This is a genomic window from Haemophilus sp. SZY H35, from assembly GCF_018829705.1.
GTDB lineage: Bacteria > Pseudomonadota > Gammaproteobacteria > Enterobacterales > Pasteurellaceae > Haemophilus > Haemophilus haemolyticus_K.
On record NZ_JAHKJZ010000001.1, the window covers coordinates 287,072 to 310,168 of the forward strand.

Here is a 23,097-nt window from a genome sequence, read left to right on the forward strand (position 1 = left end):
ATGCTCAACGAAAACGACATCGAACAACTCACCCTTCAACGCCTGCAATCCCTCGGTTGGGAATATCGCTATGGTAAAGATTTGCCTGTTCATGAAGGCGAGTTTGCCCGTGGCGATTTAAGCGGCGTAGTCTTTATTGAACAACTGCGTGCGGCGGTGCGTAAGCTTAATCCGCAGCTGCCTGAAAGTGCGGTGGATTCTGTGGTCAAATCGGCGACAAAAAGCGATATTGGCGACTTGGTGGTGCGTAATCAGGCGTTTTATAAACTGTTGCGTGATGGCATGCGGGTAGAATATCAGACTGACGGTGAGCAGAAAATCGAGATGGCGCGCTTGGTGGATTTCGAGCATTGGGAAAACAACCGCTTTGTTGCCGTCAATCAGCTGGAAATCCGCAGCCGTAAAGGGGGAAAACGGATTCCTGATATTATCGGCTTTGTAAATGGTCTGCCGTTAGTGGTATTTGAACTCAAAAATCCGTTGCGTGAATCGGCGGATTTATTGCAGGCGTTTAATCAGTTTGAAACCTATAAAGATGAAATTGCCGAGCTGTTTGTTTACAACCAAGCCCTGATTATTTCAGACGGCATTGCCGCACGTTTGGGCTCGCTTTCGGCAGATTTTCAACGCTTTACGCCGTGGAAAGTGGTCGATGAAAAAAATAAAAGCGAGCGCTTATATTTTGATGATGAATTGCAAAGCCTGCTCAATGGCTTGATGAAGCCTGAGGATTTATTGGACTATATCCGCTATTTCGTTTTATTTGAGCGAGACTCCACCGGTAAAATCATTAAAAAAATCGCGGCGTACCATCAATATTACGGCGTAAATGAAGCGGTAGATTCCACCCTTTTTGCGACTTCAGAAAAAGGCGACCGCCGCATTGGCGTGATGTGGCATACGCAGGGCTCGGGTAAATCAATTTCCATGTTGTTTTATGCCGGCAAACTACTTGCACAGCCTGAATTGAAAAATCCGACGATTGTGGTGGTTACCGACCGCAACGATTTGGACGGTCAGCTTTTCCAAACCTTTTCTTCAGGCAAAGATTTAATCAAACAAACACCGCAGCAAGTAGAAGATCGCGATCAACTGCGCCAACTGCTTGCGCAAAATGAAGTCGGCGGCGTGTTTTTTACTACGATTCAAAAATTCGCCCTCAATGAGGAAGAAAGTCGCTTCCCTGTTTTAAATGAGCGCAGCAATATTATTGTGATCAGCGATGAAGCACACCGTAGTCAATATGGCTTTACGCAAAAATTGCATAACGGCAAATTTCAGGCAGGCTACGCCCGCCATTTACGCGATGCGCTGCCTAATGCTTCGTTTATTGGCTTCACGGGTACACCGATTAGCCTAGAAGATAGAGATACGCAAGATGTGTTCGGGCGCTATGTGTCCATTTATGACTTGCAAGATGCCGTGGAAGATGGCGCAACTGTACCGATTGTGTTTGATGATGCTCGCCAAATCCGCTTAAATAAAAAAGACCATGATGCTTTGTTTGCAGAAATTGATGCTCTACTAGAAGAGGAGCCATCGACTTCCCTGCGTTTGCAGGAAAAATTACTAGGCTCGCAAGCTCGCTTAGTGGAGTTAGCCGCGGATTTTGTGCAGCATTTTGCCAAACGCAATGAAGTCGTCGATAGCAAAGCGATGATGGTGGTTTCCAGCCGTCAAATTTGCGTGGACTTATACAATGAAATCATCAAACTGCGCCCTGAATGGCATTCGGACAATATTAACGAAGGCGCGATTAAAATTGTGATGACAGGTTCGGCTTCCGATGCGCCGGAAATGCAGAAACACGTTTACAGTAAACAGGAAAAGCAAACGCTGGAACGCCGCTTTAAAGACCCGAACGATCCGTTGAAAGTAGTGATTGTGCGCGATATGTGGCTGACGGGCTTTGATGCGCCTTGTTGTAATACGATGTATATCGATAAGCCGATGCAGGGGCATAACCTGATGCAGGCGATTGCGCGGGTTAACCGCGTATTCCGTAATAAAAGCCGAGAAAATGGCGGCTTAATTGTGGATTATGTAGGCATTGCTGACAAGCTCAAAGAAGCCACTCAGCAATACACTAATTCACAAGGCAAGGGCAAACTGGCTGATAGCGTGATTGATGTATTCTTTAAAATGAAAGAGCATTTAGAAGTTATCCGCAGCCTGTTTGCAACGCCAGTTGAAGGAAAAACTTTTGATGTTCAGATTGCCTTAGAAAAAGATAATCCGAATGATCTTTTGATGGCGATTCGTTTTGCTGCCAACCATATTTTAAGCCTTGATCAATTACCGTTTGATGGTAAAGCACACGAGCAACATTGGTTTGATAAAAAAGAAACCGAGCCACGTAAAAAAGCCTTTTTGAAAGCAGCGGGATTGGTGAAAAAAGGCTATATGCTATGCGGCTCATTGGCTGAAGTTGAACCGTATAACCAAGAAATCGCCTTTTATGATGCCGTACGCGCTATTCTCACGAAGCGTGGACAAAATGGTACGGGTTCTAATGAAAGACAGATTTTATTGAAAAAATTGGTCAATCAAGCCGTCTATTCTGAAGGCGTGATTGATTTATTTGATCTGCTAGAAAAACCACAACCACAAATCAGTTTACTTTCCGAGGAATTTTTACAAACTGTTAAAAATAGTCCAACTAAAAATTTATGGCTTACGGCAATGGAACGTTATTTAGCAAGTGAAATTAAAGTTAAATCAGGCACAAACTTAACCTTGCAAAAAGATTTTGAACAGCGTTTGAAGGAAGCATTGAATCAATACCACAACCACAATTTGAGCGTATTAGAGATTTTGGAGGAACTCTTTAAAATGAGCCAAGATTTCCAAGAACGTTTAGCATTAGGGAAAAAACTAGGATTAACCAAGGAAGAACTTGCCTTCTATGAAGCCCTATCTCAAAATCAAAGTGCAAAAGATTTGATGGGCGATGATGTGCTTTCTAAACTGGCGAAAGAAATCACGGGAACACTTAGAAAATCGGTCACAATCGACTGGCAGTACAAAGAGGCGGTACGGGCAAAAATGCGTATTCTCGTTAAACGCGCCCTACAACGCTACAAATATCCACCCGATAAACAGGAAGAAGCGGTAACTTATGTGATTAAACAAGCTGAAGAAATTGCAGAGGATTTAACTAGATTCTAATCTATACAGTAAAATCACTTTAATTTGAACGAATAATAACCTTACGTCTTATATCGCTTAAATAAAATTTATTATGAATAAAAAAACAGCTAATCTATATTTAATAAATTAGCTGTTTTTAATATCAAAAACTACAACGCCTCAATCGCTTTATACTGCTCTTGGATTTTTTCTAATCCAGATTGGTATTCTGCTTGTTTTTCACGTTCTTTCGCAATCACCGCTTCTGGTGCTTTCGCTACGAAAGCTTCATTGCTGAGTTTACTTTCAATACGTTTAACTTCATTTTGATATTTTTCAATCTCTTTAGTTAAACGCGCTAGCTCTGCTTCTTTATTAATAAAGCCAGCCATTGGTACAAGCAATTCAGCATTGCCAACGAGTTTCGCTACCGCAAGCGGTGCTGTTTCGTTTGCAGCTAACACTTTAACGTTGTCTAATTTCGCCATGGCTTTTAAAAGAGCGGTCTGTTTTTCGAGAATTTTTGCATTTTCTGTGCTTAAATTACGGAATAACAGATCTAAGCCTTTACTTGGTGCGATATTGCTTTCTGCACGGATATTACGCACTGCAACGATCACTTCTTTCAACCACTCAATTTCAGCTTCTGCTTCTGGATCAAAGCCGTTCTCTTCCACTTGTGGGAAAGGTTGCAACATAATGGTATCAGCAGTGATGTCCACGAATCCTTTCACTTTTTGCCAAATTTCTTCGGTAATAAATGGAATGAGCGGATGTGCTAAACGTAATAATTTTTCTAACACGTGAACCAAGGTTTGGCTTGCCGCACGGATTTGTGCTGCGTTGCCGTTGGCAAATACTGGTTTAGTCAATTCTAAATACCAGTCACAGAATTGGTTCCAAGTAAATTCATAAATCGCATTGGCACAAAGGTCAAAACGATATTGGCTTAATGAATTACGGAAAGTTTCAACTGTGCGATTGAATTCCGATTGAATCCAACGATCCGCTAATGAGAATTCGATCTCGCCTTCGCTTAAATCTAATTTGTCATTCGTTAATACGAAACGGCTTGCATTCCACAATTTATTACAGAAATTGCGGTAACCTTCTAGGCGTTTCATATCCCAGTTGATATCACGACCGTTTGAAGCTAATGCAGCTAGTGTAAAACGCAATGCGTCTGTGCCGTGAGCCGAAATACCGTCCGCAAATTCTTTGCGGGTTACTTTGGCAATTTTCTCTGCTAATTGTGGCTGCATCATATTGCCGGTGCGTTTTTCAAGTAAATCTTCAAGGCTGATGCCGTCAATCATATCGATTGGATCAAGCACGTTGCCTTTCGATTTCGACATTTTTTGCCCTTGCTCATCACGGATTAAGCCTGTTACGTACACGGTTTTGAATGGCACCTGCGGTTTGCCGTTTTCATCTTTTACGAAGTGCATCGTGAACATAATCATACGAGCAACCCAGAAGAAGATGATGTCAAAGCCGGTAATTAATACATCCGTTGGATGGAACATTTTGAGCTCTTTGGTTTGCTCCGGCCAACCTAAGGTGGAGAATGTCCACAAACCTGATGAGAACCACGTGTCTAGCACATCTTCATCTTGTTTTAACTCAACCTCAGAATCTAAGTTATATTTTGACCGCACTTCTGCTTCGTTACGTGCGACATAAACGTTGCCTTCTGCGTCATACCACGCTGGAATACGGTGTCCCCACCAAAGTTGGCGAGAGATACACCAATCTTGAATATCACGCATCCAAGAGAAATAAAGGTTTTCGTATTGTTTCGGTACGAATTGGATTTCGCCATCTTCTACCGCTTTAATCGCCACATCAGCAAGCGGTTTCACGCTCACATACCATTGGTCGGTTAACATCGGCTCAATCGGCACGCCACCACGGTCGCCGTAAGGCACTTTCAAATCATGTGGTTTGATTTCATCTAATAAACCAAGCTCTTCAAAATCTGCCACGATTTTCTTACGTGCAGCGAAACGCTCTAAGCCACGGTAATCAATAGGAATCGTCGCTTCATAACCCGCAAGCGGTTTGCCATCAGTGCCGATAATCTCCGCTTCATCACGAATATATGCGTTTAAGGTTAATACGTTAACCATCGGCAAGCTGTGACGTTTACCCACTTCGTAGTCGTTGAAGTCGTGCGCAGGGGTAATTTTCACCACACCAGTACCGAATTCACGATCGACGTATTCATCGGCAATAATCGGAATTTCACGCTTCGCCAACGGCAGAACCACGGTTTTACCAATTAAAGATTGATAACGTTCATCTTCCGGATGCACCGCCACCGCCGTATCGCCCAACATGGTTTCCGGACGCGTGGTTGCCACCACTAAATAATCTTTGCCATCAGCAGTTTTCGCACCATTTGCTAACGGATAACGGAAATGCCAAAGGGAACCTTTGCTCTCTTTATTTTCCACTTCTAAATCAGAAATCGCAGTGTGAAGTTTTGGATCCCAGTTTACTAAGCGTTTGCCACGGTAAATCAAACCTTCTTCGTGCAAGCGAACAAACACTTCTTTTACTGCGTCAGATAAACCATCGTCCATGGTGAAACGCTCACGTTCCCAGTCGATAGAGTTACCTAAACGGCGCATTTGTTGGCTAATTGTGCCGCCAGAATAGGCTTTCCAATCCCAGATTTTGTCGATGAACGCTTCACGACCATAATCATGGCGTGTTTTACCTTCTTCTGCAGCGATTTTACGCTCCACCACCATTTGGGTCGCAATACCCGCGTGGTCTGTCCCAGCTTGCCATAAGGTATTATGCCCTTCCATACGGTTAAAACGGATTAAAGTATCCATTAAGGTTTGTTGGAAAGCATGTCCCATGTGTAGAGAACCTGTTACATTCGGTGGAGGAATCGCAATGCAATAGCTCGGCGCGTTTTCATTTTCAGACGGTTTAAAATAACCGCTCTCTTCCCAATGTTGATAAAGGGCTTGTTCTACTGCAGACGGATTAAAACGGTCTGCCATTTCGAATTTTTGTGTCATTTATTTATTCTCTTTTAGTAAGATTAAACTTATTTATTGGATCATTTATAAAAATACTATGAAAAGCTTTCCCAAAAATCACTATCTAATTTCTTAATGCTAAAAATTTTTTGTGGCTGAACCCCTAATTCATATTCATAAATATATTTAGCCAATAAATCTCCATTAATCAAAACAATTTTTGCTTTTGAAAAATTTTGAACATATTTTATAGCCTCATTTGAGAATTTTGCAGTAGTCACAAAAATACCTTTTGTTGCATTTCCTTGTAAACCAAGCAATGTTCCTATAAATCGTTGAATATCAGGTTGCCCTATTGATGCATCTTTTTGATAACGTTTTGCTTGTACATAAATCTGTTCAAATCCTAGAACATCACTTTTTATAATCCCATCAATTCCACCATCTCGACTTAATTGTGTAATCTCACCATCCCCATACCCCATTTTTTGAAATAGTTCGATAACAATTTTTTCAAAAGCTGCTGGAGATTTGCTTAAAAGCACTTCGATAATCTCATTATAAATCTCTTTTCTAATAGCTAAATAAGACTTTTCTAACTGTTCAAGTGGATTCACCTCAAGCTCAACAATTGTTGCGTAATTTCTTCTTTTTCTTGCTCTGATGAAGTATCAAACTTTCTTAAGTAGTTTTCTCTAATATATTTTAAAACATCATCACTAGAGGCATATAAAAGCTTAATACCTAAATCAGAGACAAAATATAATCTTTTATCTTTTACCTTCTCAAAAGAGATCAAACCTGACTTATCTAAATCATTTAATTTCCACAAAACAGTATTTTCAAAAATCTTAGCATTACTTACTTCATATCTACGATTCAGGAAATCATTATCTAAATTAAAATATTCAGCTAATTTACTAATAATAGAAGACTTATCTAAATTTGGATTTGTTTTAAGTATATTTAAGATGGGATTTAATAAATCTTTTGGTTTATTGTAAGCTCGCATATTTCCCCTCTATTAAACCAAACGTAACTACATAAAGCAGCCTTTCACTTGGATAAATCTCTCGAATCACCTCTTTCAATTCTTCCAACCCCATATTCTCCTGAGCGGCGTGTTGTTTCGTCAGTTCATCAAGGGTAATTGGCGACACACTTAACACTTCAATCGTGCAGAAATATTGATTATCTTCAAACCGCCCCACACGTAAAATATCGCCTGCTTTAAAATGGCTTTCGGATTTATCTCGAATGGTGATGGTTTTACGCCCTGCTAGAATATCGGCTTCAAAGCGTTGATAAAAGGTAATATCGTTCATTTATTTATTAACCCGCGTTTTCAGTAGAAAGATTCCAACCTTGCAGACGTAATTGTTTATAGCGTTCTCGAGCTTGTGTTTTTAAGGCATCATCTTTCGGTACAAAATCAATAATTTGGGTAAAACTATGGCTAAAATCTGGGATTTCTTGTTGCAAATTAATTAGCACATCACGGCGTTGTAAATTTCGTTTTCCAAGCCATGAAATCTCAATCGGTGTGGGATATTGTGTTGCCTCACCCGATAAATTATGTGGAACAAATTCATTAGGATCTCGTTGCCACAAACGCTCATCAATCGCTAGCGCTTGAGTCTCACTTTCACAGCTAATTAATACTTTTTTCCCGGAGCGCCATATTGAGGCAGCAAGATTACAGGCTATTTCTTCGACAGTTAACGTACAATCTTCCGTAAGAATGTAAAATTGCGCAGTTTTTGCCATTTTAGCCCCGTTATTTTCTCAATCTTGCCCTATAAAAAGGGTGAAATTTTAACGAAAAAACCCTAAAAAATAAATAATTAAATATACATTATTACAAATGCGTGAAAATCCACCGCACTTTTATGATCTATGTCACAAAACTGATTTTTAACGTTTTTGTTACGTTCCACTCATAACTCGGAAGTGTTAAAATCAACTCAGTATTAATTTTCATTCAATTCATAGGAGTACAGAATGGCATTTCGTATTGAAAAAGACACAATGGGTGAAGTTCAAGTTCCAGCAGATAAATACTGGGCTGCACAAACTGAACGTTCACGCAATAACTTTAAAATTGGTCCTGCTGCATCAATGCCACATGAAATTATCGAAGCTTTTGGCTATTTGAAAAAAGCAGCCGCATTTGCTAATCATGATTTAGGTGTATTACCTCTTGAAAAACGTGATTTAATTGCACAGGCTTGTGATGAAATTTTAGCAAATAAATTAGATGATCAATTCCCACTCGTTATTTGGCAAACTGGTTCTGGCACACAATCCAATATGAATGTGAACGAAGTGGTTGCAAATCGTGCTCATGTGTTAAACGGTGGAAAATTAGGTGAAAAATCTATTATTCACCCAAATGATGATGTAAATAAATCACAATCCTCAAATGATACTTTCCCAACAGCAATGCACATTGCGGCATATAAAAAAGTAGTTGAACATACCATTCCTTGTGTTGAACGTTTACAAAAAACTTTTGCGGCAAAATCTGAAGCCTTCAAAAACGTAGTAAAAATTGGCCGAACTCACTTAATGGATGCAACGCCACTCACATTAGGCCAAGAATTTTCGGCTTATGCTGCTCAATTAGATTTTGGCTTAAAAGCATTAAAAAATACTCTTCCACATTTAAGTCAATTAGCATTGGGTGGCACTGCGGTTGGTACAGGTTTGAACACGCCGAAAGGCTATGATGTGAAAGTGGCAGATTACATTGCAAAATTCACCGCACTTCCGTTTGTCAGCGCTGATAATAAATTTGAAGCATTAGCCGCTCATGATGCGATTGTTGAAACTCACGGTGCATTACGTCAATTAGCAATGAGTTTATTTAAAATTGCAAACGATATTCGTCTATTAGCATCAGGCCCTCGTTCGGGAATTGGCGAAATTTTAATTCCTGAAAATGAACCGGGTTCATCAATCATGCCAGGTAAAGTAAACCCTACTCAATGCGAAGCGATGACAATGGTCTGCGCACAAGTATTTGGTAACGACACCACAATCGCATTTGTGGGCTCACAAGGTCACTTCCAATTAAATGTGTTCAACCCTGTGATGATTGCAAACTTCTTACAATCTGCTCAATTATTGGGTGATGCTTGCGTATCTTTCGACGAACACTGTGCAGTGGGTATTGAACCAAACTATCCTCGAATTAAACAACAACTTGAAAATTCATTAATGTTGGTGACCGCACTTAATACGCATATTGGCTATGAAAACGCAGCTAAAATTGCAAAAACGGCGCACAAAAATGGCACAACATTGCGTGAAGAAGCAATTAATTTAGGTTTAGTTTCTGCCGAAGATTTTGATAAATGGGTTCGCCCAGAAGATATGGTGGGTAGCCTAAAATAATACACCGCACAAATTAACATCAGTAATATTAAAGGCGAGTAAAATTACTCGCCTTTTACTCGTTTCTCATTTGTTTTTTGATGCGGTTTGTTATAATCAACACAATTTTACTCACGGCAATTTATTATGAAAATGAAATCCCTTTTTGTGGCAATGATGATGTTTTTTTCTGCCGCACCTTTTGCTCATTGGCAACCCATCGGAAATGCCGAATACACATGGGGGCCGTTCCATGTTTATACCATTGGTTTATTTTCTGAAACGGGTACTTATCAAGAAAATGAACGCCCATTAATGCTCTCTTTCAAATATGAAAAACCCATTGAAGGGAAAAATTTTGCGATTACGCTTATTAAAGAAATCGAAACCTTAAAACTTAATGATGGCGATACTCAAAGCTGGCTTAAAGAAATGCAATCCACATTTCCGGATTTCTCACCAAACGATATCTTGAACTATATTGCCTTACCCGATAAAGGCTACTTCGTCTTAAATGACACTGTTTTGGAACATGATTTTGATGCTAAATTTAATCAAGCATTTATCGGCATCTGGCTTGCACCGAATAGTACTTTTGTAAAACTTCAGCCACAATTATTAGGCAAAACGAAAAGCAATCATGAAGCATCTGAATTTTATCTTAAACCTGAAATTGAATCCTTTGATGAACAAGATTCTACGCCTGAACTACCGCCAAACTATCTGTTAAATCAAGAGAGAAAATCTTTTGGATAAATAAAAACGCCGCCTTTTATCAAAAAGTGCGGCGATTTTATTTCCATTTTATTTCTGAATAGTAGCAAGAAATTCTTTACGCGTATCACGATCTTTTAAAAATACGCCTCCATAAGCAGAGGTAATAGTATAACTATTTGTATCTTTAATTCCCCGCGCTTTCACACAAAAGTGTGTTGCCTTAATATAAACGGCGACATCATCTGTTTCTAAAATAGTTTGAAAAGCTGTGAGAAGTTGTTCTGTTAGCCTTTCTTGTACCTGTGGACGCTGTGCAAAAAACGACACAATACGATTAATCTTCGAAAGACCAATAACCCAATCTTTTGGATAGTATGCCACACAAACTTTACCATCAATCGTCACAAAGTGATGCTCACAAGTACTCGTCAATGTAATATCATTAACCTGTACCATTTCACTCACTTTCATTTGGTTTTTAATTTTTGTCATTTTAGGGAAATTTGCATAATCCATTCCACTAAAAATCTCATCAATAAACATTTTTGCCAAACGATTAGGTGTTTCTTCAAGACTATCATCTCGCAAATCCAATCCAATTAATTTCATCACTTCATGCATATGTTTTGCAATACCTAAGCGACGCACTTCTTTACATTGGTTTAGATCTATCATCGGCGTTTCAATGCCCTTAGCAATTAAAGCATCGCGCACACTTATTGCATCTTGTGAAATATCGGTCATAACAGTCTTTCCTAAAAAAATAATGCGTTATTCTAACAAAGGATAAAGCGAACGCAAAATGAGAAAAATCACTAAGTAAAATGAAATCTTTAGTTTTAAGATTTTTCAGACTACAATACTTTAAATTTTACTTTAATTAAGGAATCTCTATGCTCACGTTGGATCAAGCCCGTAATAATATGCTAGAACAGATCACCTTTCCTACACAAATTGAAACACTTAATTTACAACAAGCCGCTAATAGAATTTGTGCAGAAGATGTTATTTCCCCTATTAATGTCCCTTCTTTTGATAATTCTGCGATGGATGGCTATGCTGTACGTTTAGCTGATTTAGAAAAATCACTGACCCTTTCTGTTGCAGGTAAATCCTTTGCAGGAATACCATTTCAAGGCTCATGGCCTGATCAGAGTGCAATAAGAATTATGACTGGGGCAATGATTCCTGAAGGCGCTGATGCTGTCGTAATGCAAGAACAAGTCAACATAAATGAAGACGGAACAATCACCTTCTCTGAATTACCTAAAATCAATCAAAATATTCGTCGTATTGGAGAGGATGTTAAAAAAGGAGATATTGTATTAACACAAGGTGATGAATTAAATGCTGTTTCTTTACCATTATTAGCTTCTTTAGGTATCTCAGAAGTAAAATGTTATCATCGATTAAAAGTGGCCATACTTTCCACTGGGGACGAACTTGTCGAGGTAGGTAAACCGTTACAAATTGGACAGATTTACGATACAAATCGATTCACCGTAAAATTACTGCTAGAAAAACTTCATTGTGAAGTTATTGATTTAGGATTATTACCAGACAATGAGGCTGAATTTGAAAAAGCCTTTATATCTGCACAAAAGCAGGCTGATTTAGTGATTACCAGTGGTGGGGTATCTGTTGGAGAAGCAGATTTCACTAAAACAGTATTAGAAAAAGTAGGTGAAATTAATTTCTGGAAACTTGCCATTAAACCTGGTAAACCTTTTGCTTTTGGTAAACTAGAAAATGCATGGTTTTGTGGCTTACCTGGTAACCCTGTCTCTGCACTTGTGACTTTTTATCAACTCGTTCAGCCCCTTATTGCAAAATTGCAAGGTCAAAAACGATGGAAAAATCCAGCACGTTTTTCAGCAATTGCTTCAACAAACTTAAAAAAAGCTCCTGGTCGCTTAGATTTCCAACGAGGTTTTTATCACATCAACTCACAAGGACAAATTGAGGTTAAGTCTGTTGGATTTCAAGGATCTCACTTATTTAGTGCATTCATAAAAAGTAATTGTTTTATTGTATTAGAACAAGAGCGTGGCAATGTATCAGCAGGTGAACGTGTAACCATAGAACTCTTCAATCATTTATTGGGGTAACCTATGACTGAATTAAGTTACGAAGAAGAGCTACGATATAACCGGCAAATTATTCTTAAATCGATTGATTTTGAAGGACAAGAAAAACTAAAAGATAGTAAAATGCTCATTGTAGGTTTAGGTGGATTAGGCTGTTCGGCTAGTCAATATTTAGCCGCTTCAGGTATAGGACACCTAACCCTATTAGATTTTGACCATGTTTCACTTTCCAATCTACAACGTCAAGTGCTTCATTGTGATGCTAGACTGAATATGCCAAAAGTTGAATCTGCTAAAATAGCTCTAGAACAGCTTAACCCACATATTGATATTCAAACAATAAATGCAAAACTAACCGAAGAAAAACTGGCCGAATTAATACCGCACTTTGATCTTGTCTTAGATTGCACTGATAACGTCGATATTCGCAATCAACTTGATCGCCAATGCGAGAAAGCTCACATTCCCTTAATCTCTGGTGCGGCAATCCGAATGGAAGGCCAGATTTCAGTCTTTACCTATGAATCAAATACACCAACCTATCGTGAACTAAGTAAATTATTTGGGCAGAATATATTAAGTTGTGTAGAAGCAGGAGTAATAGCCCCAATTGTTGGGATTGTTGGTTCTATTCAAGCATTAGAAGCAATTAAAGTACGTTTAAAAATTGGCAAGAATTTATGTGGTAGATTACTCATTATTGATGGCTTTTCAATGAACATTCGAGAAATAAAATTACCAATAAATAACCCTTAGTTTTATGAGAATATTTTATGATGACTGAAATCAAAAAACTTGATCCTGATACAGCAATTGATATTGCATACGATATTTTTCTAGAAATGGCAAGTGAAAATCTTGATCCTGCCGATATCCTTCTCTTCAACCTACAATTTGAAGAACGAGGAGGTGTTGAGTTTGTAGAAACTGCCGATAACTGGGAAGACGAAATTGGCGTACTCATCGATCCAAATGAATATGCCGAGATTTGGGTTGGATTAGTAAACAATCAAGATGAAATGGACGATATATTTGCAAAATTTTTAATTTCTCACCGAGAAGAAAATCGTGAATTTCATGTTATCTGGAAAAAATAATATCAAATACTAAAACTAAAAAATCCCTATTGAATTCACAATAGGGATTTTTCTATTTAATCACAAAATTATTTAGTAGCTTCTTTCACCGCATCAATTGTTTGATTCGCTTTTTCACCTATAGATTGTTTCATTTCTTCCATTTTTGAAGACGCTGCATTTTTGGCTTGTTCAACTTTTTCCATTGCCACATTCTTCGCATCTTCAACTTTAGCCATAGCTGCATCTTTAGTTTCAGCCATTTTTTCTGCTGCCGCTGATTTTGCAGAATCTACAGCGTTGCTTGCCATATCCTTCACATCAGATACAGCTTGTTGTGCAGTAGTTTTTACATCTGCTGCAGCATTAGTTGCAGCTTCTTTCACATCCGTAACAGCTGAAGTTGCCGCTTGTTTTGCCTCTGCAACTTTTTGTGCTGCCTCATCTTTATCAAAACAACCGGTTAAAGCGACCGTTGAACCCAACACTAATGCAGCTAATGCTAATTTTTTCATGATAAATCTCCATCTAGTATTCATTTTGCAAAGCCCTATTGCTTTGTGTGGCGTAGTTTACGCATATTTCTTAAAAAGGAAATAGGTAAAATAAAAATTTACATTTCTTTAAAAATCTTTACAAACAAAAATACAACTAACCAATTGATAAATAAAGCATATTTATAAAGTTCCATGGAAAATATTTATTTTTTGTAAAGATAAATAACCATTAATTTGATTATTAATAACACAATTAGATCAATGCATCTGCATTTTTATACATGAGAATTTTTGCATATTGTCCAGACCAATTTAAATATGCAATAGTCGCTGGGTAAAAACTGATTGGATTTCGCTTTCCATAGAGCTCCGCTACAATTTCACCGACTAAAGGTAAATGAGAAATAATAAATATAGATTTTATACCTTCATTACGCAATACAGAAAAATAATCCGTCACCATTTCTGCATGGCCATAAGGTGTAACACCGTCCCAAATTTCTATTTTTGATGATAGTTCACCATTAAAAGCCTGATTTACCTGCTCGAAAGTTTCTTGTGCTCGCACATAAGGACTAATAATAATACGATCTGGCGTGGCTAACTCTAACTGTTTTCTTAACCATTGCCCCTGAGTAAAGGCTTGTTTAATACCATAGGCAGTTAAGCGACGAGCTTTATCACTATTAGCCATTACTTCAGCCTCGCCATGACGCATAATAAAAATATTCATTTTGCTTTCCTAAGCATTTGATAAAAATAAACCGCACTAAATAAAGTGCGGTTAAAAAATTAATGAGATTTAACTACTTCTGCAATTTCTTCTGCACATTGTTGTGCAAGTTCAGCATCTTGGCATTCCACCATAACGCGAATAAGTGGTTCCGTACCCGATTTACGCAATAAAATACGACCTTTGCCTTCTAAACGTTTTTCAACGTCTGCGGCAACAGATTTTACAGCGTCACTTTCAAGTGGATTATCCCCACCCGCAAAACGTACATTAATTAACACTTGTGGGAATAATTTAACCGCACTCGCTAATTCATTTAATGATAATTTATGCTGTGCCATTGCCGCCAATACAGCTAATGACGCAACAATGCCATCGCCAGTTGTATTTTTATCCGCAATGATAATATGTCCTGAATTCTCACCACCAAGCGTCCAATCGTTTTCAACCATTTTTTCCAATACATAACGGTCACCTACATTTGCACGTAAAAAAGGAACGCCAAGCATTTTCAACGCAATCTCTAAGCTCATATTACTCATTAATGTGCCAACGACACCGCCTTTTAATTGACCTGAGCGCAATGCTTCACGCGCAATAATAAAGAGAATTTGGTCGCCATCGACTTTATTTCCTAAATGATCAACCATCATAATGCGGTCGCCATCACCATCATAAGCTAAACCAACATCAGCTTTCGTTTCAATAACCTTAGCTTGCAACGCTGTCACATCAGTTGCGCCACATTTTTCATTAATGTTCAAACCATTTGGATCCGTACCAATTTCAATGACTTCTGCACCAAGCTCTCTCAACACGTTAGGTGCAATATGATAGGTTGCACCATTTGCACAATCTACCACGATCTTATAACCTTCCAGGCCTAAGTGAGCTGGGAATGTGCCTTTACAAAACTCAATGTAGCGTCCTGCTGCATCATTAATACGACTTGCTTTACCTAATTCTGCAGATTCCACACAATCCATAGGTTGCTCTAACATCGCTTCAATTGCTTCTTCAATTTCATCAGGTAATTTAGTCCCTTTTGCTGAAAAGAATTTAATGCCATTATCATAATAAGGATTATGAGAGGCTGAGATCACGATCCCCGCTTCAGCACGGAAAGTTCTGGTTAAATAAGCAATAGCAGGAGTAGGCATAGGGCCGGTAAATGCAGCAGATAATCCCGCCGCGGCTAAACCTGCTTCAAGGGCTGATTCCAACATGTATCCAGAAATTCGGGTGTCTTTACCGATTAAAACCATTTTAGAACCTTGAGAAGCCAATACTTTTCCCGCAGCCCAGCCTAATTTTAATGCGAAATCTGGTGTAATTGGATAAGCCCCTACTTTTCCGCGCACACCATCTGTTCCAAAATATTTACGATTTGCCATAATAAAATTCCTTTAATTTTTTATCGTTATAAAACCATCAGGCATTTTCTGTTGCCTGCCAAACTTTGAGCATATCTGATGTTGCAGCAACATCATGTACGCGTAAAATTTTTGCACCTTTTTGCGCTGCAATAAGCGCACCTGCCGCACTACCTATCACTCTCTGATCGACGGGTTTATCAAGCACCGCACCAATCATTGATTTGCGAGATAATCCCGCTAACACTGGATATCCGCTATGACAAAATTCATTCAGATTTTGTAATAATTGATAATTATGCTGTACAGACTTACCAAAACCAAATCCCATGTCCCAAATTAAGTTTTCTTTTTTAACACCAGCAGAAAGACATTCATTAGTACGTTTCTGTAAAAAAGCCAATACATCTTGCACGACATTTTCATAATGAGGATTTGTCTGCATCGTTCTAGGTTGACCTTGCATATGCATAATGCAAACAGGTAAAGCAAGTTTCACCGCCGTTTCTAACGCATTTGGCTCTTGCAAAGCACGAATATCATTAATCAAATCCATTCCAACACTTGCCGCCTCACGCATCACAACTGCTTTTGACGAATCGACAGAAATCCAACAATCAAAACGGCTTCGCACCGCCTCCACGACAGGCACAACACGATGCAATTCCTCTTGTTCAGATACTTCATCCGCATTAGGGCGCGTAGATTCACCACCAATATCAATAATTGTCGCACCTTCTCTCAACATTTTTTCAACTTGAAAAAGCGCTTTATCTAAACTAAAAAATTGTCCGCTATCAGAAAAAGAATCAGGCGTAAAATTAAGGATTCCCATAATCTTAGGAACGCTTAAATCAAGACATTTATTATTCGCGTAAAGTTTCATAAAGTGCGGTGAATTTTTAGATTAATTTTAATCGGGCGATTATAGCGGAATACGCTCAAGAAAAAAATCATTAGGGGAAAAATAAAGCCTTTCCGAAGAAAGGCCTTGTTGATTAGAGAGTTGATTAGGAATTAGAATCTACCGAATTTTCACCCGCACTTTGAGCATTATTGCTATTTGCATAAGCTGCTTGCCCAGTGTGATCTTCCCATCCAGACGGCGGGGTGACTGGTTCACGATTCATCAATTGTTTGATTTGTTCTTCTTCAATGGTTTCATATTTGACTAATGCATCTTTCATCGCATGAAGAATATCCATATTATCAATCAAAATCTGTCTTGCTCTCACATAGTTACGATTTACAATTGCACGAACTTCTTCATCAATAGCATGAGCCGTTTCATCTGACATATGTTTTGCTTTCGCCATTGAACGACCTAAGAAAACCTCGCCCTCATCTTCCGTATAAAGAATTGGACCTAATTTGTCAGAGAATCCCCATTGCGTCACCATATTACGCGCAATATTAGTCGCTACTTTAATATCATTTGATGCACCCGTTGAGATATTTTCCTCACCATAAATCAAATCTTCTGCTAAACGCCCCGCATACAAGGTAGAAAGCTTACTTTCTAATTGTTTTTGGCTAATACTAATTTGATCACCTTCAGGCAAGAAGAATGTCACACCCAACGCACGACCACGAGGAATAATAGTCACTTTATGTACAGGATCATGCTCAGGAACTAGATAACCTACAATCGCATGACCTGCTTCATGATAAGCAGTCGACTCTTTTTGTTTATCCGTCATAATCATGGTACGACGCTCTGGTCCCATATTGATCTTATCTTTCGCTTTTTCAAACTCAAGCATGGTTACCGTACGTTTATTTACTCGAGCAGCAAATAAGGCTGCCTCATTCACTAAATTTGCTAAATCTGCACCGGAATAGCCAGGCGTACCACGCGCCAATGTCATTGCATCAACATCTTGTGCTACAGGCACTTTGCGCATATGCACTTTTAAGATTTGCTCACGGCCTTTCACATCTGGCAGGCCAACAACAACTTGTCGGTCAAAACGGCCTGGACGAGTTAAGGCTGGATCAAGCACATCTGGACGGTTAGTTGCTGCAATAACAATTACCCCATCATTACCGCTAAATCCATCCATTTCAACTAGCATTTGGTTTAAGGTTTGTTCACGCTCATCATGTCCACCGCCTAAACCCGCACCGCGTTGACGACCTACTGCATCGATTTCATCAATAAAGATTAAGCAAGGTGCATTTTTCTTAGCCTGTTCAAACATATCACGTACACGTGATGCGCCAACACCCACAAACATTTCTACGAAATCAGAACCAGAAATAGTGAAGAATGGAACTTTTGCTTCCCCTGCGATAGCACGAGCAAGTAAAGTTTTACCAGTACCTGGAGGACCAACCATCAGAATACCTTTTGGAATTTTACCGCCCAAGTTTTGGAATTTATTCGGATCTCGCAAGAAATCAACAATTTCGCCCACTTCTTCTTTTGCTTCATCGCAACCTGCAACATCCGCAAAAGTCACCTTAATCTGATCTTGATTCAGCATTTTTGCGCGGCTTTTACCAAAGCTCATCGCTTTGCCACCACCGCCTTGCATTTGGCGCATAAAGAATACCCATACACCAACAAGGAATAACATTGGGAACCAAGAAATTAAAATTTGGGATAAGAAACCACGTTTTTCAAATGGCGTACCTTCCACTTTCACTTTTTTGCTTAACAAGTCATCAAGCAATTTTTTATCTTCAAGTGGCGGCATTACGGTTGAATATTTAGAACCATCCGTTTTCGTTACCGTAATTTCATTAGCATCAAAACGTGCTTCTGTCACTTGTCCGTTACTTACATCGTAAACAAAGGTTGTATAATCAGTAGAATTATCTACCGAAGAGGAATTAAAACTCTGGTATGCTGTCATCATAATGACCGCTACTACCACCCAAAGCACCAGATTTTTGACCATATCGTTCAAAGTCTAACCTACCTTTCCTAAGTTAAAAAATTTTTTACAAGATACTACACATCATTAGCGATGAAAAGCTATCAAAGCAATTAGCCTTTATAGCCTGTCGCCACAATATATACTTCACGAGAGCGTCCGCGTGATGCTTCAGGCTTACGCACTTTCACCACATTAAATAAAGAACGAATTTCTCTTAAATATTCATCAAAGCCTTCACCTTGGAAAACTTTAACAACAAAGCTTCCTTTGGTTGCCAAGACTTGTTTACACATATCTAAAGCAAGCTCGACCAAATACATCGCGCGTGGAATATCCACTGATGGCATTCCACTAAAATTTGGTGCCATATCAGACATTACCACATCAACTTTATCTTCGCCTACGCGCGCTAATAAAGCATTCAAAACATTTTCATCACGGAAATCGCCTTGTAGAAAATCAACGCCTACAATGGGATCCATTTCCAAAATATCACAAGCAATCACTCGACCTTTTCCACCAATCTGTCCCACCACATATTGAGACCAACCGCCAGGTGCAGCGCCAAGATCGACCACAGTCATTCCTTGTTTAAATAATTTATCCGTTTGTTGAATTTCATCAATCTTAAAATAAGCGCGTGAACGCAACTTTTGCTTATGCGCTTTTTGCACAAATTGATCACTAAAATGTTCATTTAGCCAGCGAGAAGAACTCGCTGAACGTTTTTTCTTTCCCATAATCTTCTATTTTTGGTAGTACTTTTGCTTATATTTGGTTACAATCTGCCGAATTCAAGCCGAGGCTGATTGAAATCAGTGAAAAACATTGAGAAAATCAACCGCTCTTTTTAATTAGGAATCCTTATGACAACCTTATCAACCAAACAAAAACAATTTTTAAAAGGTCTTGCGCACCATCTTAACCCAGTCGTTATGCTTGGTGGAAATGGCTTAACCGAAGGTGTACTTGCTGAAATTGAAAATGCACTTAATCATCACGAACTCATTAAAGTAAAAGTTGCTGGTGCAGATCGCGAAACAAAACAACTTATTATCGATGCGATTGTGCGTGAAACTAAAGCAGCACAAGTACAAACTATCGGGCATATTTTAGTGCTTTATCGCCCAAGCGAAGAAGCAAAAATTCAGCTTCCACGCAAATAACAACAAAAGTGCGGTTATTTTCAACCGCACTTTTTTATTTAAATATAATTCACTTCAATAATATCAAACTCAACGACACCGCCAGGCGTTGTAATATTAACGGTATCATCTAATTCTTTACCAATTAAACCTCGCGCAATGGGAGAATTAACCGAAATCAAACCAGATTTAATATCAGCCTCATCATCGCCCACAATGCGATAAGTGACTTCTTCATCTGTATCCGTATTTACAAGCACAACTGTTGCACCAAAAATAACTTTACCATTATTTGGCATTTTTGTGACATCAATAACTTGAGCATTACCAAGTTTACCTTCAATCTCTTGAATACGACCTTCACAAAAACCTTGTTGCTCACGAGCCGCATGATATTCTGCATTTTCTTTTAAATCACCGTGCTCGCGGGCTTCTGCTATCGCCTTAATAATTTCTGGACGACGTACATTTTTTAAGAAATCCAATTCTTCACGTAATTGTTCTGCGCCACGCACAGTCATTGGAATTTGTTGCATTGTTTTTCCTTTTACTAAATAAAACAAAAACCACGTCAAAATCCTAAAATCTTGCCGCAGTATTATTAAAAATAAACTTGAAATGAGAAAATGATTTACTCAATTTCATTCGGGGCTTATTATTGTTCGTCTAAAAAAAAATAGCAACCATAACAAACCTAATATGAAAAAATTATCTTCAATTTCTACCGCACTTGGATCCTTTTTACTTTCCGTAAGCTTTAGCCTTCCAACCTTCGCAAACATTAATGTTTCAGATTTAACACAACAATTGCCTGAAGGCTCTAGCGTGGGTTTCATCGCAAAAAATGTAAATCAAAACCAAATTATCGCGGATTATAATGGCTCAACCTTTATGCTTCCTGCGAGTACACAAAAAGTTTTTACTGCCGTTGCCGCTAAACTCGCATTAGGCGATCAATTCCAATTTGAGACCGCTCTTTTAAGTAATGGGAAAATTCAAAATGGGAATTTAGATGGTCACTTAATCGTGCGTTTCACTGGCGATCCTGATCTCACAAGTGGCCAACTTTATAGCTTACTTGCAGAATTAAAAAAACAAGGTATCAAAAAAATTAATGGCGATTTAGTATTAGATACCTCTGTTTTTTCGAGTCATGACCGAGGGTTAGGTTGGATTTGGAACGATTTGACCATGTGTTTCAACTCTCCCCCATCCGCTGCGAATATTGATAACAACTGTTTTTACGCAGAACTAGATGCCAATCAAAATCCAGGTGAAACAGTAAAAATCAATGTGCCAGCACAATTTCCAATTCAAGTGTTCGGACAAGTCTATGTAGCGGATAGCAATGAAGCGCCTTATTGTCAGCTCGACGTTGTTGTACACGACAATAATCGCTATCAAGTAAAAGGATGTTTAGCCCGTCAATCTAAACCTTTTGGGTTAAGCTTTGCCGTGCAAGATACGGATGCTTATGCTGCCGCGATTATTCAACGACAATTAAGACAATTAGGTATTGAGTTTAATGGCAAAGTCATGTTGCCACAAAAACCACAACAAGGTCAGCTATTAGCTAAACATTTATCAAAACCATTACCAGATTTATTGAAAAAAATGATGAAAAAATCGGATAACCAAATTGCCGATTCATTGTTCCGAGCTGTGGCATTCAATTACTATAAACGCCCAGCATCCTTTCAATTAGGCACATTAGCGATTAAGTCGATATTACAAAAACAAGGAATTCGTTTTGGCAACAGTATTTTAGCCGATGGTTCGGGTCTGTCTCGTCATAATCTTGTGGCACCTAAAACGATGCTATCTGTTTTAGAATACATCGCCAAAAACGAAGATAAATTACATTTAATGGAAACTTTCCCCATCGCCGGTGTAGATGGCACGATCAGTGGGCGAGGTGGATTAATTAGCCCGCCATTAGTAAAAAATGTTATCGCTAAAACCGGTTCTTTGAAAGGGGTTTATAACCTAGCCGGATTTATGACAAATGCTCGAGGGGAAAAAGTGGCCTTTGTTCAATTTATTAATGGCTACTCAACTGGTGATTTAGAAAGCAAAACAAAACGAGCACCATTAGTACAATTTGAGAGTGGCTTGTACAACGAAATCTATAAATATTAATAAAACCTTCTAAAAAAACACCGCACTTAAAATGACAAAGTGCGGTGTTTTTTTAATTATTTAACATACTCATTACCTAAAAATAATGGTCCTAAATGTTTTTTAGGAATGCCAAATTTTTCAGGATAAATTACATCTACTAAATATAGTCCATCAGGTTTTGCAGTTGGTGCCGAAAGCTGACGATTTTTTTGCTCTAGTAGCCATTTCATCCATTCAATTGATTCTTTACCTGCACCAACTTCAATCAAACTCCCAACAATATTACGGACCATATGATGCACAAAAGCATTGGCTTGAATATCCACAATAATATATTGCCCAATCCGAGTAACTGATAAGTGATGAACATTACGCCACGGCGTGTTTGATTGACATTGTGCGGCACGAAAAGAGGAAAAATCATGCTCGCCTAGTAAATACTGACCAGCTTGATGCATTTTTTCTGCATCAAGATCTAAATAACAGTGAGTAATTCCTCCGTGTAAAATAGCAGACCGTAATTTGTTACAATAAAGAATATAGCGATATCGACGAGCCATCGCTGAAAAACGCGCATGAAATTCATCATCAACTTTTTTTGCCCAAGTAACCGCAATATCATCAGGTAAATTCGCATTTGTCCCGAATGTCCATGCTTTATCAGGGCGTACTGCACTGGTTTCAAAATGTACGACCTGCCCTGTTCCGCTCACCCCTGAGTCAGTTCTCCCAGCACAAAAAATTTCAATTTTTTCATTGGCAATAATAGAAAGCGCGTTTTCAAGTTGTTCTTGTATGCTACGCACATTTTCTTGACGTTGCCAGCCATAATAATTTGTGCCTTGATATTCAATACCTAATGCGATTTTCATCTTATGCCTTATTTTTGATAGAGTGAAATTATGGTAACGCAACTTTATAAGGTACGCAAATTTCATTATGTAAGAATAAACATATTTTTTATTA

General features: G+C 38.6%; 22 protein-coding genes. 8 read left to right on the top strand and 14 right to left on the bottom strand.

The features are described from left to right. Nucleotides 1–3,168: a type I restriction endonuclease subunit R gene (locus KP710_RS01300; protein ID WP_111407456.1), complete on the top strand. Its 3,168-nt coding sequence runs from the start codon at nt 1–3 to the stop codon at nt 3,166–3,168. 131 nt (nt 3,169–3,299) lie between these two features. Here the strand turns inward: KP710_RS01300 and valS are convergent, their stop codons facing one another. From valS to KP710_RS01325, 5 genes are read right to left on the bottom strand one after another with little or no spacing between them, the layout of a single operon-like run. Further along, entirely contained in the window at nt 3,300–6,164 is a 2,865-nt protein-coding gene (gene valS / locus KP710_RS01305; protein WP_111407362.1) for a valine--tRNA ligase, read from the bottom strand. Between the two features lie 56 nt (nt 6,165–6,220). Then, nucleotides 6,221–6,742: a restriction endonuclease gene (locus tag KP710_RS01310; protein WP_215770867.1), complete on the bottom strand. Its 522-nt coding sequence runs from the start codon at nt 6,740–6,742 to the stop codon at nt 6,221–6,223. Beyond that, the gene (locus KP710_RS01315; protein ID WP_215770868.1) at nt 6,739–7,137 is read right to left on the bottom strand and encodes a winged helix-turn-helix domain-containing protein; all 399 of its coding nucleotides are present in this window, start codon (nt 7,135–7,137) and stop codon (nt 6,739–6,741) included. The genes KP710_RS01310 and KP710_RS01315 overlap by 4 nt, the downstream gene beginning before the upstream one ends. Further along, on the bottom strand, nt 7,121–7,450 hold the full coding sequence (yqfB, locus tag KP710_RS01320) for a N(4)-acetylcytidine aminohydrolase (RefSeq protein ID WP_111407360.1): 330 nt from the start codon (nt 7,448–7,450) through the stop codon (nt 7,121–7,123). Before yqfB ends, KP710_RS01315 begins: the two co-directional genes overlap by 17 nt. Nucleotides 7,451–7,457: 7 nt before the next feature. Continuing rightward, nucleotides 7,458–7,892, bottom strand: a complete 435-nt coding sequence (locus KP710_RS01325; RefSeq protein ID WP_111407359.1) for a DNA polymerase III subunit chi — start codon at nt 7,890–7,892, stop codon at nt 7,458–7,460. 234 nt (nt 7,893–8,126) lie between these two features. Between KP710_RS01325 and fumC the strand changes: the two genes are divergently transcribed. Beyond that, nucleotides 8,127–9,521, top strand: a complete 1,395-nt coding sequence (gene fumC, locus KP710_RS01330; protein ID WP_111407358.1) for a class II fumarate hydratase — start codon at nt 8,127–8,129, stop codon at nt 9,519–9,521. 126 nt (nt 9,522–9,647) lie between these two features. After that, on the top strand, nt 9,648–10,256 hold the full coding sequence (locus KP710_RS01335; protein WP_111407357.1) for a chalcone isomerase family protein: 609 nt from the start codon (nt 9,648–9,650) through the stop codon (nt 10,254–10,256). Nucleotides 10,257–10,304: 48 nt separating this feature from the next. Here KP710_RS01335 and folE read toward each other — a convergent pair whose 3' ends face one another. Beyond that, on the bottom strand, nt 10,305–10,961 hold the full coding sequence (folE, locus tag KP710_RS01340; protein ID WP_106013253.1) for a GTP cyclohydrolase I FolE: 657 nt from the start codon (nt 10,959–10,961) through the stop codon (nt 10,305–10,307). Nucleotides 10,962–11,110: 149 nt separating this feature from the next. Here folE and moeA point away from each other — a divergent pair, with 149 nt between their 5' ends. The 3 genes from moeA to KP710_RS01355 are packed head-to-tail and all read left to right on the top strand — an operon-like array spanning nt 11,111 to nt 13,401. Further along, nucleotides 11,111–12,325 (top strand): molybdopterin molybdotransferase MoeA, encoded by a 1,215-nt coding sequence (gene moeA / locus KP710_RS01345; protein WP_111407356.1) that lies wholly within the window; start codon nt 11,111–11,113, stop codon nt 12,323–12,325. Nucleotides 12,326–12,328: 3 nt separating this feature from the next. Then, nucleotides 12,329–13,060 (top strand): molybdopterin-synthase adenylyltransferase MoeB, encoded by a 732-nt coding sequence (gene moeB, locus KP710_RS01350; protein WP_111407355.1) that lies wholly within the window; start codon nt 12,329–12,331, stop codon nt 13,058–13,060. 20 nt (nt 13,061–13,080) lie between these two features. Continuing rightward, nucleotides 13,081–13,401, top strand: coding sequence for an HI1450 family dsDNA-mimic protein (locus KP710_RS01355; protein ID WP_179222760.1), 321 nt, complete (start codon nt 13,081–13,083; stop codon nt 13,399–13,401). A gap of 68 nt (nt 13,402–13,469) precedes the next feature. Here the strand turns inward: KP710_RS01355 and KP710_RS01360 are convergent, their stop codons facing one another. The 6 genes from KP710_RS01360 to rlmE all read right to left on the bottom strand — a co-directional run bounded on the left by KP710_RS01360 (nt 13,470) and on the right by rlmE (nt 19,605). Next, on the bottom strand, nt 13,470–13,895 hold the full coding sequence (locus tag KP710_RS01360) for a hypothetical protein (RefSeq protein ID WP_111407354.1): 426 nt from the start codon (nt 13,893–13,895) through the stop codon (nt 13,470–13,472). A 235-nt stretch (nt 13,896–14,130) separates the two neighbouring features. Continuing rightward, on the bottom strand, nt 14,131–14,610 hold the full coding sequence (gene sixA / locus KP710_RS01365; protein ID WP_048952572.1) for a phosphohistidine phosphatase SixA: 480 nt from the start codon (nt 14,608–14,610) through the stop codon (nt 14,131–14,133). Between the two features lie 59 nt (nt 14,611–14,669). Continuing rightward, a complete protein-coding gene (glmM, locus tag KP710_RS01370; RefSeq protein WP_111407353.1) occupies nt 14,670–16,004 on the bottom strand; it encodes a phosphoglucosamine mutase in 1,335 nt (444 codons plus the stop codon). Between the two features lie 37 nt (nt 16,005–16,041). Then, entirely contained in the window at nt 16,042–16,869 is an 828-nt protein-coding gene (gene folP, locus KP710_RS01375) for a dihydropteroate synthase (protein ID WP_111407352.1), read from the bottom strand. A gap of 124 nt (nt 16,870–16,993) precedes the next feature. Next, nucleotides 16,994–18,886, bottom strand: coding sequence for an ATP-dependent zinc metalloprotease FtsH (ftsH, locus tag KP710_RS01380; RefSeq protein ID WP_111407351.1), 1,893 nt, complete (start codon nt 18,884–18,886; stop codon nt 16,994–16,996). Nucleotides 18,887–18,975: 89 nt separating this feature from the next. Next, on the bottom strand, nt 18,976–19,605 hold the full coding sequence (gene rlmE, locus KP710_RS01385) for a 23S rRNA (uridine(2552)-2'-O)-methyltransferase RlmE (RefSeq protein ID WP_005637911.1): 630 nt from the start codon (nt 19,603–19,605) through the stop codon (nt 18,976–18,978). A gap of 126 nt (nt 19,606–19,731) precedes the next feature. On the opposite strand from rlmE, the gene yhbY reads away from it, so the two are divergent. Continuing rightward, a complete protein-coding gene (yhbY, locus tag KP710_RS01390; RefSeq protein ID WP_005628915.1) occupies nt 19,732–20,031 on the top strand; it encodes a ribosome assembly RNA-binding protein YhbY in 300 nt (99 codons plus the stop codon). A 38-nt stretch (nt 20,032–20,069) separates the two neighbouring features. Here yhbY and greA read toward each other — a convergent pair whose 3' ends face one another. Further along, nucleotides 20,070–20,546 (bottom strand): transcription elongation factor GreA, encoded by a 477-nt coding sequence (gene greA, locus KP710_RS01395; RefSeq protein WP_005628917.1) that lies wholly within the window; start codon nt 20,544–20,546, stop codon nt 20,070–20,072. 163 nt (nt 20,547–20,709) lie between these two features. On the opposite strand from greA, the gene dacB reads away from it, so the two are divergent. Continuing rightward, entirely contained in the window at nt 20,710–22,149 is a 1,440-nt protein-coding gene (gene dacB / locus KP710_RS01400; RefSeq protein WP_070046994.1) for a serine-type D-Ala-D-Ala carboxypeptidase, read from the top strand. A gap of 56 nt (nt 22,150–22,205) precedes the next feature. Here the strand turns inward: dacB and truA are convergent, their stop codons facing one another. Next, on the bottom strand, nt 22,206–23,003 hold the full coding sequence (truA, locus tag KP710_RS01405) for a tRNA pseudouridine(38-40) synthase TruA (RefSeq protein ID WP_111407350.1): 798 nt from the start codon (nt 23,001–23,003) through the stop codon (nt 22,206–22,208). Between the last annotated feature and the right edge of the window lie 94 nt (nt 23,004–23,097).

Excerpts from the sequence above, each read along its gene's own strand:
- KP710_RS01300 (WP_111407456.1), top strand. The coding sequence starts at position 1 with ATGCTCAACGAAAACGACATCGAACAACTCACCCTTCAACGCCTGCAA.
- valS (WP_111407362.1), bottom strand. The coding sequence starts at position 6,164 with ATGACACAAAAATTCGAAATGGCAGACCGTTTTAATCCGTCTGCAGTA.
- KP710_RS01315 (WP_215770868.1), bottom strand. The coding sequence starts at position 7,137 with ATGCGAGCTTACAATAAACCAAAAGATTTATTAAATCCCATCTTAAAT.
- yqfB (WP_111407360.1), bottom strand. The coding sequence starts at position 7,450 with ATGAACGATATTACCTTTTATCAACGCTTTGAAGCCGATATTCTAGCA.
- KP710_RS01325 (WP_111407359.1), bottom strand. The coding sequence starts at position 7,892 with ATGGCAAAAACTGCGCAATTTTACATTCTTACGGAAGATTGTACGTTA.
- fumC (WP_111407358.1), top strand. The coding sequence starts at position 8,127 with ATGGCATTTCGTATTGAAAAAGACACAATGGGTGAAGTTCAAGTTCCA.
- KP710_RS01335 (WP_111407357.1), top strand. The coding sequence starts at position 9,648 with ATGAAAATGAAATCCCTTTTTGTGGCAATGATGATGTTTTTTTCTGCC.
- folE (WP_106013253.1), bottom strand. The coding sequence starts at position 10,961 with ATGACCGATATTTCACAAGATGCAATAAGTGTGCGCGATGCTTTAATT.
- moeA (WP_111407356.1), top strand. The coding sequence starts at position 11,111 with ATGCTCACGTTGGATCAAGCCCGTAATAATATGCTAGAACAGATCACC.
- moeB (WP_111407355.1), top strand. The coding sequence starts at position 12,329 with ATGACTGAATTAAGTTACGAAGAAGAGCTACGATATAACCGGCAAATT.
- KP710_RS01355 (WP_179222760.1), top strand. The coding sequence starts at position 13,081 with ATGACTGAAATCAAAAAACTTGATCCTGATACAGCAATTGATATTGCA.
- KP710_RS01360 (WP_111407354.1), bottom strand. The coding sequence starts at position 13,895 with ATGAAAAAATTAGCATTAGCTGCATTAGTGTTGGGTTCAACGGTCGCT.
- sixA (WP_048952572.1), bottom strand. The coding sequence starts at position 14,610 with ATGAATATTTTTATTATGCGTCATGGCGAGGCTGAAGTAATGGCTAAT.
- glmM (WP_111407353.1), bottom strand. The coding sequence starts at position 16,004 with ATGGCAAATCGTAAATATTTTGGAACAGATGGTGTGCGCGGAAAAGTA.
- folP (WP_111407352.1), bottom strand. The coding sequence starts at position 16,869 with ATGAAACTTTACGCGAATAATAAATGTCTTGATTTAAGCGTTCCTAAG.
- ftsH (WP_111407351.1), bottom strand. The coding sequence starts at position 18,886 with ATGGTCAAAAATCTGGTGCTTTGGGTGGTAGTAGCGGTCATTATGATG.
- rlmE (WP_005637911.1), bottom strand. The coding sequence starts at position 19,605 with ATGGGAAAGAAAAAACGTTCAGCGAGTTCTTCTCGCTGGCTAAATGAA.
- yhbY (WP_005628915.1), top strand. The coding sequence starts at position 19,732 with ATGACAACCTTATCAACCAAACAAAAACAATTTTTAAAAGGTCTTGCG.
- greA (WP_005628917.1), bottom strand. The coding sequence starts at position 20,546 with ATGCAACAAATTCCAATGACTGTGCGTGGCGCAGAACAATTACGTGAA.
- dacB (WP_070046994.1), top strand. The coding sequence starts at position 20,710 with ATGAAAAAATTATCTTCAATTTCTACCGCACTTGGATCCTTTTTACTT.
- truA (WP_111407350.1), bottom strand. The coding sequence starts at position 23,003 with ATGAAAATCGCATTAGGTATTGAATATCAAGGCACAAATTATTATGGC.